This is a genomic window from Rothia mucilaginosa, assembly GCF_019334805.1.
GTDB lineage: Bacteria > Actinomycetota > Actinomycetes > Actinomycetales > Micrococcaceae > Rothia > Rothia mucilaginosa_C.
The window spans coordinates 599495-613112 of record NZ_CP079822.1; the positions used below are offsets into that span (position 1 = coordinate 599495).

The window sequence follows — 13618 nt, forward strand, 5'->3', positions numbered from 1 at the left end:
GCTAATGCTTATTCAGCGTCCTGTGCGGACTCTTCTGTTGCTTCTTCAATTGCCTTCTCAGCGGAAGCTTCTTCAGCCAGGCTACGAGCCACGCGAGCCGCAACCTCTTCCTCGGCACGAACCTGAGCGTACTTGGACTCGGAGAGAATATCGATACGCCAGCCGGTCAGCTTCGCTGCCAGACGCGCATTCTGACCCTCACGGCCGATAGCCAGGGACAGCTGGTCGTCCGGAACCACGGCACGAGCGGAGTACTCACGCGGGTTCGCGATAATGACCTCGGTGACCTTAGCCGGGGACAGCGCCGCAGCGATGAAGGTTGCCGGATCGGTCGAGTAGTCGACAATGTCAATCTTCTCGTCGTTCAGCTCGGCAGCCACGGCGCGCACGCGGGCGCCCATATCGCCGATGCAGGCGCCCTTAGCGTTGATGGTCGGGTTCTTCGCGGACACAGCAATCTTGGAGCGGTGGCCAGCTTCACGTGCGATGGAGTTAATGGAAACCAGGCCCTCAGAGATTTCGGGAACCTCGTGCTCGAACAGGCGCAGAACCAGGTTCGGGTGCGAACGAGAAACCACAATCGAGGGGCCCTTGGGGCCGCGGCGAGCCTCAACCAGGTAGGCGCGCAGGCGGGTACCGTGCGGGTACTTCTCGCCCGGAACCTGCTCGTTGCTGGGCAGAACAGCTTCAACGGTGCCCAGGTCAACCTGAACCATACGCGGGTTGTTGCCCTGCTGAATCACGCCGGACACCAGGGTGCCCTCACGGTCCTTGAACTCGCCCAGAACGGATGCGTCCTCAGCGTCACGCAGACGCTGCGAGAGCACCTGACGTACGGTTGCGGCAGCGATACGGCCAAAGTTGTTCGGGGTATCGTCGAACTCGTCAATCTTCTGGTTATCCTCATCAAGCTCAGGAGCCAGAATGACGAACTCGCCGGTGGTGTGGTCGATGACGGCACGAGAGCCCTTAATAGCGCCGGGCTGCTTCATGTACGCGAGCAGCAGGGCGTTCTCAACCAGGGTGAAGAGCTCCTCCATGACGAGAGAGCGCTGCTTCGCCAATGCGCGCAGTGCGCCCAGGTCAATAGTTTTAATATCCTCCACGCTTTTCAGCCTTTCCCAGTTAGCACGGCGCCGGGACGCTTAGTGCGCCCCGGCTCCCGAACGGTATATACCTGGCACGGAGCACCCCGTGCCTGAAGCTTTAATAACTCTATTCTACCGGCTCAGCAGGCGAATTGAAGTCAATCTCGACGTGAGCAGAAGCAATATTTTCCCACGGGAGCAAGCTCGGCTCGTGGTACGACTCCTTCTGGCCCTTCTTCGTGTTCTTCTTACGAGCCAGCACCGGGCCGTCATCCTGCACCTCGTGCAGACGTGCCAGATACTCGGTGCCGTCGGGTGCGGTGACCGCGATCAGACGGGTGCGGGCACGCTCCCAGTGGCGGCGCTCGGTCAAGGCACGGGTAGCACCCGGCGAGGACACCTCCAGCTCGTAGGGGAAGAACTCGTCGTTTTCATCCGCACGGTCCAGGGCGCTCGAAATCGCACCGGAAATCTCCGCGAGGGAATCCAGCGACAGCGAATCGGTACGCTCAGCGGTGTAGTCCACCGTAATCTTCACGGTACGGTTCGCCGCCGGGCCCGAAATCTTCAGACCTTCCAGCACCAGCGAGAACTCGGAGATAACCGGGGCAATCGCCTCGGCAACCTCTTCCTCACGGATCGCGCGGGTACCCACGCGCACCGGTGCCTCCACCACGGGCTCGCTCTCAGCGCGAGTGCGGGGAGTGTTCACACCATTCGCCACGCGGGATGCGGCACGGCGAGCGCGCGCATTCGGGGCGCTCTTCTTAGAGCCAGAACGCTTCGGCTTATATGCCATAGTTCTCTTCTTTCATTCTTCCGCCGCTTGCCCTGCCCCACCTCTTAGGAGGCGGGGCAGGGGACGACGGTTTTACGTCTTTGCGGGCTAGTGGCGTGCCTTAGGCGCCGCGCACCTCAGCGATGACCTCAGCCACCGCGTTCTCGACGGACACCTCGCGAGCCTCACCGCTGCGGCGGTCCTTCAGCTCCAGCACGCCGTCCTTGAAGCCGCGACCAATCACCAGGATGGTGGGCACACCCAGCAGCTCGGCGTCGCCGAACTTCACGCCGGGGCTGGTCTTCGGGCGGTCATCCAGCATGACCTGCAGGCCGGCGGATTCCAGGGATGCGCTGAGCTCTTCAGCGTACTCGTGGGATGCTGCGTCCTTGCCGGTGATGACAATGTGCACGTCTGCCGGTGCCAGGTTACGCGGCCAAATCAGGCCCTTCTCGTCGTGGTTGCCCTCGGCGATAGCAGCCAGTGCGCGGGTCACGCCCACGCCGTAGGAGCCCATGGTCACGGTCTGCAGCTTGCCGTTCTGATCCAGAACCTTCAGACCCAGTGCCTCAGCGTACTTGCGGCCCAGGGCGAAGATGTGGCCCATCTCGATGCCGCGGGCTGCCACCAGTTCGCCGGAGCCGTCCGGTGCCGGGTCGCCTTCGCGCACCTCGCACGCCTCAATGACGCCGTCGGCGGTGAAGTCGCGGCCGAAGACCAGGTTCGCCACGTGCTTGCCCTCTTCGTTTGCGCCGGTCACCCAGCGGGTACCGCGCACCACGCGGGGGTCAACGAAGAAGGGAATGCCGGTTGCGGAAGCCACCGCGTCCTCGTCCTCGGTGTGTGCGCCGAGCAGGGGCGCATCCAGGCTCAGGCCGGGGCCAATGTAGCCCTTGACCAGCTGCGGGTATGCCTTCAGGTCCTCTTCGCTGGCTGCCTCGACCTCAACCTCGCCGCCGATGCCCAGCAGGGCACCGATGTTAACCTCAACGCGGCCCAGGTCCACGGCACGGTCGCCGGGAACGCCCACGGCGAAGACCTTACGCTCGCCGGAGGGGGTGATGACGGTGCCCACGAAGCACTTGAGGGTCTGCGAAGCCTCCAGGGTGCCGCCGGTGACCTCGGAGTGCAGTTCGTTCATGCGCTCCACCAGGGTCTCAATGGTGGCGGAGTCGGGGGTGTCCAGAACGATTGCCGCCGGAGTGTCCTCGGTGATTTCGATTTCCTCGGGAACCACGGTGGTGACGGCCTCAACGTTTGCCGCGTAGCCGCCCGCGGAACGCACGAAGGTGTCCTCACCGATGGGGGTCGGGTGCAGGAACTCTTCACTGCGGGAGCCACCCATCGCGCCGGACTGTGCGGTCACAATGACAATCTCCAGACCCAGACGCTCGAAGATGCGCTGGTAGGCGGCACGGTGAGCCATGTACGCCTCGTTCAGGCCCTCATCGTCAATGTTGAAGGAGTAGGAGTCCTTCATGACGAACTCGCGGCCGCGTAGCAGACCCGCGCGGGGGCGCGCCTCATCGCGGTACTTGGTCTGAATCTGGTACAGGTAAACCGGCAAATCCTTGTAGGAGGAGTACAGGTCCTTCACCAGCAGGGTGAACATTTCCTCGTGGGTGGGTGCAAGCAGCATGTCTGCACCCTTGCGGTCCTTGAGGCGGAAAAGGTTATCGCCGTACTCATCCCAGCGGTTGGTTGCCTCGTAAGGCTCGCGGGGCAGCAGTGCGGGGAAGTGAACTTCCTGCGCACCAATGGCGTCCATCTCTTCGCGGATGATGTTCTCGACCTTGCGCAGTACCTTCAGGCCCAGGGGCAACCAGGTGTACACGCCGGGGGCTGCGCGGCGGATGTAACCGGCGCGGACCAGCAGCTTGTGGCTGGCGACCTCAGCGTCTACGGGGTCCTCGCGCAGAGTGCGCACGAAGAGGTTGGAAAGGCGAAGTACCACGATTCTCCTTGAAAGGTCGATAGGTTTAGGTAGGGTGCCCGAGGCTCACCGGGTGAGCCGTAAATAGGCACAGTCGTCTTTAATTTTATAGCGTTTTAGGGTTCGGCGTGTTTAGCGCTCAAAAATGATGGTCGAGAACTGCCCAATCTGCTCCCAACCGGTCCCCCGGTACATGGCAAGAGCGCGGGCGTTGTAGTCGTTCACGTACAGGCTCAAATGCGGGTAGCGGCGCTGCAGAATCTGCGCGGCGGCGGCAAAGAACGGCTTAGCCAGCCCGTAGCCGCGGTAGTCCGGGTGCAGCCACACGCCCTGCACCTGCGCGGCATCCAGGTTCACGATGCCCGCATCCGCCTTGAAGATAACGCGACCGTTCACATCGGTGACAATGGCGCAACGCTGACCGGCAATGAGCGTGCGCAGGCGCGCCGCGTAGCCGTCACCGTAGCGGGCAACCGGGTCGAAGCCGACCTCCTCGGTGAACATGGCGGCGGCTGCGGGCAGAAGCTCCCCCAGGTCCGCGAAGGTGGCAAGGCGCGCATACCCGGCAGCCTCACCGCTGAGTTGGACAGCCCCGACGGGGCTCTGCCCCGGCTTGAGGGGCCTGGGTTTGATGGGCTCTGGCAGGTGCACCGGCAGCTCAGGAAGCTCCACGGCGTAGAAGCGGGCGAGGTCCTTCTCCGGCGGCAGATACAGCAGCGGCTGATTGGGGCGCTCCGACAGAACCCGCGCACGGTGATCACAACCGTCACCCAGGCTCGGCTGCAGCATCTGCAACAGCGGGCTCTTACCGCCGCGAGTCTGCTCACACAGCTCCTGCATGCGCGTCCACAGGGGCATCACGAAGGCGCTCTCACCAAACATGGAATCCAGGCGAGAACCCACCTGCAGTAGCAGCTGAGCCAGCGCGTCACGATGCGCGAGCGCCGTAGCATCCAGCGCCGTAGCGTCCAGGGTGGTGGCATCAGAGGTTTCTACACGTTCGGCAACATCATGTTCGACCGCAGCACCGCACAATCGCACCGGCACCACATTCGAACCCAACAAAAGCACACAGCACAACTGCCCGTCACGCTCACAACCCACAAAACCCTGATAGTAGTGCAGCGGAATACGTGGGGACCTCACCGGAAGAGGGCAGGCCAAATAATGCTCAATGGAGTACAGATTCGGGACCGGGTCACTGAACAGGACCTCCTCCAGCTCATCGCACCACCGAGCATCCAGAGCAAAAACGTGTTCCTTCACGCGATCAGGCATAGGGGAAGAATCCATCGACGAAACAGCAGCAGACGAAACAGCAGCAGACGAAACAGCAGCACGCCGGGCACGATTAGCCTTACGGCGGCGAGAAAAAAGAGTGAACATGACCTGTTGAGTGATAGAGAATGAGCGACAAAAATTAAGTGAAGATACGGGGACATGTGACCCCGAAAGGTAGCCGAATCATGCGGCCACAACCGGCAGCGGCAAGCACCAAGCCCGCCACCACCATAACCGGAAAAGCGCGGAGGCGCCCTCACCAGGGCGCCTCCGCGCACAAAAGCTAACTAGCTCACCGAAACAGCCGGGGAACCCTCGGGAACATACTCGCCCGAAGCCTCCATCTCAGCCGCAATACGGGTCGCCTCTTCAATCAGAGTCTCAACGATCTGATCCTCAGGCACAGTCTTAATGACCTCACCCTTCACAAAAATCTGGCCCTTACCGTTACCGGACGCAACACCCAGGTCAGCCTCACGAGCCTCACCCGGACCGTTCACCACGCAACCCATCACGGCAACACGCAGCGGAACCTTCATGTGCTCCAGGCCCTTAGTCACGTTCTCAGCAAGCTCCCACACGTTCACCTGCGCACGACCACACGACGGGCAAGAAACGATATCCAGCTTGCGGGGGCGAAGGTTCAGCGACTCCAGGATCTTGGTGCCCACCTTCACCTCCTCAACCGGAGGAGCAGACAGCGACACGCGAATAGTATCGCCAATACCCTGAGACAGCAGAGTACCGAACGCCACCGAGCTCTTAATAGTGCCCTGGAACGCCGGACCAGCCTCAGTCACACCCAGGTGCAGGGGCCAGTCACCGCGCTCAGCCAGCTGACGGTACGCCTCCACCATCACCACAGGGTCGTTGTGCTTCACAGAAATCTTGAAATCACGGAAACCGTGCTCCTCAAAGAGCGAAGCCTCCCACACAGCAGACTCAACCAGAGCCTCCGGAGTAGCCTTACCGTACTTCTCCAGCAGACGCTTATCAAGCGAACCAGCATTCACACCAATACGCAGAGAAACGCCGTGGTCCGAAGCCATCTGAGCGATTTCCTTCACCTGGTCGTCGAACTTACGGATATTACCCGGGTTCACACGCACAGCACCGCAACCAGCCTGAATAGCCGCATACACGTACTTCGGCTGGAAGTGAATATCAGCAATCACCGGAATACGGGACTGCTTCGCAATAATGGGCAGAGCCTCCGCATCCTTATCGGTCGGGCACGCCACACGCACAATATCGCAACCGGCAGCGGTCAACTCAGCAATCTGCTGCAGAGTCGCACCAATGTCGTGGGTCTTAGTGGTCGTCATCGACTGCACCGAAATCGGAGATTCAGAACCAACACCGACAGAACCCACCTTAAACTGGCGAGTCTTACGACGCGGGGACAGAACCGCGGGAGCGGGCTTCGGCATACCAAGGCTGACCGACAAGGTTTTCCTCCATACATGGGTTATGAAGGACGTACGACGCATCCTTCGTTCAACTTTTTATTGTGCCACTGACGCGAAAGAAAGCACTAATACGGGTACCCTTACCGCGTGCAACAACACACTAAAACAGGGTGATGGGCTTAACAATATCCGCCACAATCAGAATGACAGACATCACAATAAACGCGCCCGCCACCACATACGTCAACGGCAACAACTTCACCGGATCAAACGGTCCCGGATCCTTATGCCCAGTCAGACGCGCAAAGAAGCGACGCACACCCTCCCAGAGCGCACCCAACACGTGACCACCATCCAGCGGCAACAGCGGAATCAGGTTGAACGCGAAAAGCATCAGATTCATATTCGCCACCAGCGAGACCAACATCGCAGCCTTCGCCTTCACATCAATACGGTCAGTAGCCGTCACCTCACCGGCAATACGGCTCACACCCACCACAGACACCGGCGACTCGGCACTACGCTCACCACCGGTCACCAGAGTCACCGTCAACTCCCACACACGCTGCGGCAGCGAAAGCATCGACGACCCCACACGAGAGAGCGTATCACCCACCATCGCAGGCACTTCAGTAATAGAACCGGGCACCAACTCACTCGACGGGGAAATGCCCACAAAACCGCCGCGAGTCGTCGCAATCGAACCGTCCGCGGCACGCGCATACTGGCCCTTACCATCAGAAACCGGGCGGATCATCTCAACCGGAGTCACCGACAAATCCAGACGCTGACCATTACGCTCCACCGTCAAAGTGCTCGGATGAGAACCCGCCGCACGAATCGCCGAAGACACAGCCTCCCACGAACCAGTCTGGGTACCGTTCACCGCCACCACGCGGTCACCCACCTGCACGCCCGCTGCCTTCGCTGGCGACGGGGTGGACTTATCCGTACACTCGCCATAGCTAATCGAATCATGGGTCACGCTCACACTTGGCACGCACTCAGACACCGTTGACACCTTATTCGTCACCTGCGCCGTACCAAAACCACAAATCAGCACAGCAGTACACACCACACCAATCAGCAGGTTCATGGTTGGGCCGCCCAACATAATCACCATGCGCTTGAGCACCGGCAACTTATAGAACAGGCGGTCCTCGTCGCCGGGCTGCAGACGCTCAGCATCCGCTGCGCGCGCCTCCTCAGCCAGGGACGCAAACGGGCTGGTACTGCCCGAATGGCCCTCCTCATGGTGCTCCTTTACCTCAGCAGGGCTCGGCGGGTACATGCCAATCATCGAAATGTAGCCGCCCAACGGGATCGCCTTGAAACCGTACTCAGTCTCGCCGCGGCGGAAAGAGAACACGGTCTTACCGAAGCCAATCATGTACTGCGGGACGCGCACATTAAATAGCTTCGCGGGCACCAGATGCCCCACCTCGTGCAGGGCAATCGAGACGGCAATAGCGATTGCCATGAGGATAATGCCCACAGCGTACAGCAGGATTTCCACGCTTTTTCTCGTTTCGGTTCGGGGATACGAAGCTTCTAGGATACTCGCTTAGCCTGTGAAGGCGCCCTCCCCCGCTTTCTGGAGGGGCTGGATGGGAACGGTAAGAGGGGCGGTGTTCGTCCTCGTTCCTACAGGGGCACCCGCCCTCGCTTCGCTTCGGGCACCCTGATGTCACGTTCGGACGACACCGCCCCTCCACACGTACGCTAGGCAACCGGAGGTGGCGCGCCGTGTTTTCCGGATGCGCCCTCAGGGTGTCACACGGACGCTCTCCGATGCGGAGCGAGGAGAGGGCGGAGCGTCCGGGTGACGGGTGCCCCTGCGTAGGCGCGGAGGAAACATACGGTGCGCCATCCCAACCAGCGAAGCCAGGACGAACACCAGCCCCTTCACGCCTTCCTCAACGACTAGCCTGCCGCCAGGGTCTGTGCCGGATCAATACGCGAAGCCTTCGCCGCCGGGTACAGACCAGCCAACACACCAACCAGCGCACCAGCGCCCAGACCCAGCAGAATAGTGTCGGCACTAATAATCGGCGTCCAACGGTTCATCAAAGACACAATCGAGATGCCGTTAACCGCCAGCACAATACCAGCCACAGCGCCCAGGATGCCGGTCAGCAACGCCTCCGCCGAGAACTGCAGCAGAATACCCGAAGGGCGCATACCAATAGCCAGACGCAAACCAACCTCACGGCGACGCTCCATCACCGCAACCAAGAACGTATTCATAATGCCCATCGCACCAATCACGAGGGTAATAACGCTCATCGCAAGAAGCATGGTGCGTTGCTGCTGGTCGACAGCCTCACGAAGGGTCTTCGGCTCCGGCGGCACACTCACGCTATACAGGGCGGGACGTTCCGGCGAGAGCGCGTACGGTGCTTCCTCCGCAATCTGGTTTGCGGCACCGGCAACAGTACTCACCACAATCTGAGTGGAACGCTTACCGGTCTGCGCCGCAACGGCACCGCCACCGGCAGCGGGCTGTGCTTCTTCAACATCGGCACCAGGCTTCGCGCCCAGAGGCAGGTAGACCGAACCGTACGACAGAGTCAGCGAGGGATTCTCCCGCACCACACCGATAACGGTGTACGGCTCATCGCGAATATAGACCGTAACTCCGGGGCTATAGGGCAGCGCGAGCTGGCGCATCACGCTTTCGCTGAGCACCACAACCTTATCGTTCCGCTCCACGTGCCCCTCATCGAAGGTACGACCCCACACCAGCTCGTGACCCTGCACGCTAAAGATGCTGGGGGTTGCCGCAAGGACGGCAGCCGTCACGTTAGCGCCGCGCTCGCCAAAATTGTCTGGGCCGCGCTGAACATCGGCGGATTCATACAGCTGATCCACCAGCGCGGTACCGGTCACTCCGTTCAGTTGGCTAACACGCCGGTAGTTCTCACTTGCCGCCAGGCTCAATAGTTCAGCCCGGCTCATGGGTTCGGTTCGGGTCGAGCTTACCGTCAGGTGCTTAGCCCTAAAAATGTCGAAGCTGTCAGCCAGCTGCCCAGAAATGGTGGCGGTCAGACCAACGGTCAGCACGAGCGAAGCGATACCCAGCACCACGCCAAGCATGGTGAAGATATTGCGCCTCACCCGGTGAACGGTAGCGTCCCAGGCTTCTTTGAGGGAGGCTAGCGCCCAGGGTGCACGACCACTGCCCTGCGGCTTAGATGCTTGTTCCTCAGCAAAGCCAGGCTGATGCAGAGACGCGCGAACGGTCGTTTCTTCGTGTCGCGGTGTCTTCTGCTCGATGAGCTGCCCCTCGTGCATACGTAGCACCCGGTCGCAGTGCTCCGCCACGAGCGGGTCGTGGGTAATCACAATCGTGCTTTGCTGCTCCCCTGTACATTCACGGAGCAGGTCAATCACTTCACGGGTGAGTTCTTCATCCAGCGAGCCGGTCGGCTCGTCACAGAGCAGCAAGGCCGGTTCACCAATGAGCGCACGAGCAATAGCCACACGCTGCTTTTCACCCCCGGAGAGAGTGGTGATGGGTGCATCCGTGCGGTGGCTCAACCCCAGCAGGGCGAGAGTATCTTCAACACGTTGCGCCCGTTCCGCTTTGGGAACACCACGGTAAATAAGCGGTAGCTCAACGTTGCGGTACACGTTCTTATGTTCGATGAGGTGGAACGCCTGGAAGACAAAACCGATGCTGTCCAGGCGCGCTTCAGCTCGCTGTGCCGCGTTAAAGGTTGCGGTGTCTGTACCGTCCAGCAGGTAGCTTCCGGAGGCGGGCGTGCTGAGCAGACCGAGGATGTTCAGCAGGGTTGATTTGCCGCTACCGGACGGCCCCAGGATGGCGACGACTTCTCCGTAGCGGACTTTCAGGTCAATATTTTTGAGCACGTCAATTCGAGTGTCACCCTGCATAAAGTGCTGGGACACTCCCTGAATATCGACGCTATAGGCTGGTGGGTGCGCGTGAGCGGCGCGGGAGTCAGTCATGGCTACTCCCTACTTTTTCTCGCGCATAATTTTGACGCTGTCGCCTTCGTGCAGGTCACCGGTGACGGCGTTCTTGCCGTTGGCGTTGCTGATGACGGTAACGGTTACCTCGCGTTCTTCACGTGCCTTCGATCCGTTGGAGCTTTCGGGGCCGAGTACGATGACTCGGGTCTGTCCGTCACGGGTGTAGAGCGCCGATGAGGGCACGACCAGGTGCGCTTCGGGGGTTTCTTCGAGGGTGAGTTCCGCGTTGACGGCGCCTCGGAGGCTGTCCGCCTTATCCCCTACGTTGAGGGTGAGGATGCGTTCCCCTTCGGTGCTTCCTGCCGCACCGGCTGCGCCCTTGAGGTTGGAGCCAGCCGCGCCTTCTGCGCCATTGGGCTGGGTGCTACGGCCAGCCTGGCTGTTGCCTGCGGCACCGGCGGCTTCGGTGGTGTTCCTGTATCCGAGGGTTGCTACGTACTCAGTATCACCGAGGGAGGGCACGGTTACCTTCTGACCGCTACGGGCTTCGGGGGTGAGCCTACCGGTGGTTCCGGTGCAGCTGAGGGTCTTGCTACCTTCTGCGATGGTGGCTACGGGACCGTCTGCGATAGCGCCGGTTGCACGGGGGTTGCCGGTGACAACTCCGGCACGGTTGATGACGAGGAAGTAGCGGGCGGGAATGGGCTGGTCAGTCTTGACGTGCGCGTAGCCGAGGCTGTCGAGGAGGTTGTTGAGAGCCTCGTAGGTGTCTTCGGTGATGCGCGCGGGCTGCGGGCCCTGACGTCCCATGGCGGTCAGTGCCTCGTTGAGGAGTGCGGCGTCGGGGCCGCTGTCGTCGAGTTTGAGGTCGCGGTAGAGCGCGAAGCCGCCGGTGAGGGTGATGAGAGGTTCACCGTTGACTTCTGCGATGAGGGTGCCGTTGCCGACGGTGTCACCGTGTTTGATGGTGATTGCGGTGTACTGTCCTTCGCCGCTGTAGCGTAGCGGGGTTGAGGTGGCGTAGTTCGCGGTGCAGGTCAGGGGCACGGTGGTGCGCAGTTTCTCGCGGGTGACCGTGGCGGTGATGGTGGAGGGGTCCGGGGGTGCCGCTTCCGCGTCTTTTTGGGCGGTGGTTTTGATGTTTTGGGCGCTGATGAGCGTGCCGACGGTGATGATGAGGAGCAGGGCGATAATGCCGTAGAGCCAGAGGGTTTTCTTCTGGCGGGTGGGGGTGGCGCTCATGGTGTCCCTTCTTTGGGTGCGCGTACGGGAACGCTATTGTCTGTGCCGTTTGGGCTTAGGCGGCAATGCCGTGTGGGGTTAGTTTGTGCCCGGCACGGGGATACGTGCCGGGCACAATACGCTGTGACGAGGTGCAGCCTCCGTGGCTACTCTGTACGCCTGTTCTGGTTAGTCCGGTCTGATTAGTCCGGAGGGTTAGCTCAGAATCTTTCGGGCGTTCTCTTCAGCAGTTTTCTTGGCGGTGGTCACCTGTTCGATGAGACCCTGCTCCTTTTCGAGGAACGTGGTCATATAGGCGTCTAGTACCTGCCCAGTTTTTTCCTCGAAGTTAATCTTTTCGCGACACGTTGCATCATCAATCGCAGTTTGCTGTGCAGCGGGTGTTCCCCGAACAGCGTCATATGCAATATCTGAACTTGAATAGGTGTACCCACGCTCAGCCATACAACGTGCCCATTCATCGTCCAGCGACGAGTATGCTCCGTCAGATACAGAAGCACGAATGTAGGGCAGCAGTTTTTTGGTAACTTCTCCCTGCGTCCCTGCTAAAGTTTCAGAGCCATATAGTTTCAGCTCAGCTTCTTCTAGACAGCCGCCCTTTCCGTTATCTCCGTAATATGCTTTTTCTTCTTGCTCTGTCATGTTTATCGAGCCTTCCAAAGAAGCATAACGAGACGGAGGGGTAGGGCTGGGATAGCCAGAATTTCTAGCATATTCCACACTTAGAGGCTGCGGAGAAAGCAAGCTCCTCACAGGAAACGTTTCAACCATGTAATAGGTCTTCCTGTCAGGGTAACCCTTGGATACCATACATTCTGATGCAAGACGCTGATAAGCGCGCTCAACATTATCAGAAGTGGAAATCATGGAATCCACTTTTTCAGTAGCCTGTGTGTCAACACTGGCAGCAGCAGAAATATTTTGTTGAGCATCTGAAGACGGAGTTGCTTGCGTTGAGCTAGTGCCCCCAGTGCAACCCGCAAGAAGAAATCCGACAGAGAGGATAACGCCGGGGGCCCATAGCTTTTTCATTCTATCCCCACATAACGAAGTCAACACGATCGTTGAAGTTGTCGTGGGTCAAGTCGGTACCGCGATGCTTAGGAGGAAGGTAAGAACCACGTACCAGACGCCTGCCAGACCATTCACCGAGCCATTCACCACGGTATTTATTTGCGTTCATCCATGAGGAACCGCGGTCATGCATATACGCAGAAACATTGGCGTACGAGTAGTAACCGCTAATAGTGTCCTTGACACCACGGAAATCGGAATGCTCCCAGATGCAGACATGGCTTTCAGGGCAATTCCAAACCCCCGGATAGTCAGTAGCCTGAGCTGCCGGGGCAACAGTAACGATGCTACCAGCACTCGCGGCAAGCACAGCAGCACTTGCCAAAACCTTCTTCAGAGACATCATAGTCCTCCTTGTTAGATAATCCATTTAGTATGGAAATTCGAAAATACAGAACTTCAGCAATAACAACTTACTGAACACTGTTCTTGGATTATAGATAGTTTTAAGCACCCAAGTCAATAGCTTTTTTCTCATAAGGGTAATTTTATTCGGAACTAAAGGCGACGTCTTATCAGTTATGGAAAGGCACACCGGTATGTTTTTCTATCGGGATACGGGGTGGAGGGGCGGTGTCCGTCCTCGTTCCTACAGGGGCACCCGCCCTCGCTTCGCTTCGGGCACCCCGATGTCACTTTCGGACGACACCGCCCCTCCACGCACGCTAGGCTACCCGAGGTGGCGCGCCGTGTTTTCCGGAAGCGCCCTCAGGGTGTCACACGGACGCTCTCCGCCGCGAAGCAAGGAGAAAGCGGAGCGTCCGGGTGACGGGTGCCCCTGCGTAGGCGCGGAGGAAACATGCGGCGTGCCATCCCCACCAGCGAGGCGAAGACGAACACCGCCCCTTCTGCACCGGCCGCATCCCCTAGAAATGCG

Annotated in this window: 10 protein-coding genes; all 10 read right to left on the reverse strand. The window is 59.8% G+C overall.

Annotated elements, in window-relative coordinates; genetic code table 11:
• Positions 1-8: 8 nt before the first annotated feature.
• Entirely contained in the window at positions 9-1106 is a 1098-nt protein-coding gene (gene nusA, locus LPB405_RS02290; protein WP_219101773.1) for a transcription termination factor NusA, read from the reverse strand.
• Positions 1107-1215: 109 nt separating this feature from the next.
• Positions 1216-1887, reverse strand: coding sequence for a ribosome maturation factor RimP (gene rimP / locus LPB405_RS02295; RefSeq protein ID WP_219101774.1), 672 nt, complete (start codon positions 1885-1887; stop codon positions 1216-1218).
• 100 nt (positions 1888-1987) lie between these two features.
• On the reverse strand, positions 1988-3820 hold the full coding sequence (locus LPB405_RS02300; RefSeq protein ID WP_219101775.1) for a proline--tRNA ligase: 1833 nt from the start codon (positions 3818-3820) through the stop codon (positions 1988-1990).
• Positions 3821-3931: 111 nt separating this feature from the next.
• Positions 3932-5185, reverse strand: coding sequence for a GNAT family N-acetyltransferase (locus tag LPB405_RS02305; protein ID WP_257604955.1), 1254 nt, complete (start codon positions 5183-5185; stop codon positions 3932-3934).
• Between the two features lie 182 nt (positions 5186-5367).
• The gene (gene ispG, locus LPB405_RS02310) at positions 5368-6510 is read right to left on the reverse strand and encodes a flavodoxin-dependent (E)-4-hydroxy-3-methylbut-2-enyl-diphosphate synthase (protein ID WP_044142245.1); all 1143 of its coding nucleotides are present in this window, start codon (positions 6508-6510) and stop codon (positions 5368-5370) included.
• Between the two features lie 139 nt (positions 6511-6649).
• Entirely contained in the window at positions 6650-8005 is a 1356-nt protein-coding gene (locus tag LPB405_RS02315; RefSeq protein ID WP_219101776.1) for a M50 family metallopeptidase, read from the reverse strand.
• A gap of 407 nt (positions 8006-8412) precedes the next feature.
• Positions 8413-10461 carry an ABC transporter ATP-binding protein/permease gene (locus tag LPB405_RS02320; RefSeq protein ID WP_219101777.1) on the reverse strand — a complete coding sequence of 683 codons (2049 nt, stop codon included), beginning with the start codon at positions 10459-10461 and terminating at the stop codon, positions 8413-8415.
• Between the two features lie 9 nt (positions 10462-10470).
• The gene (locus tag LPB405_RS02325; RefSeq protein WP_219101778.1) at positions 10471-11667 is read right to left on the reverse strand and encodes a secretion protein HlyD; all 1197 of its coding nucleotides are present in this window, start codon (positions 11665-11667) and stop codon (positions 10471-10473) included.
• 195 nt (positions 11668-11862) lie between these two features.
• Positions 11863-12699: a chromosome partitioning protein ParA gene (locus LPB405_RS02330; RefSeq protein WP_219101779.1), complete on the reverse strand. Its 837-nt coding sequence runs from the start codon at positions 12697-12699 to the stop codon at positions 11863-11865.
• A 1-nt stretch (position 12700) separates the two neighbouring features.
• Positions 12701-13087 (reverse strand): peptidase inhibitor family I36 protein, encoded by a 387-nt coding sequence (locus LPB405_RS02335; protein WP_219101780.1) that lies wholly within the window; start codon positions 13085-13087, stop codon positions 12701-12703.
• Positions 13088-13618 lie beyond the last annotated feature (531 nt).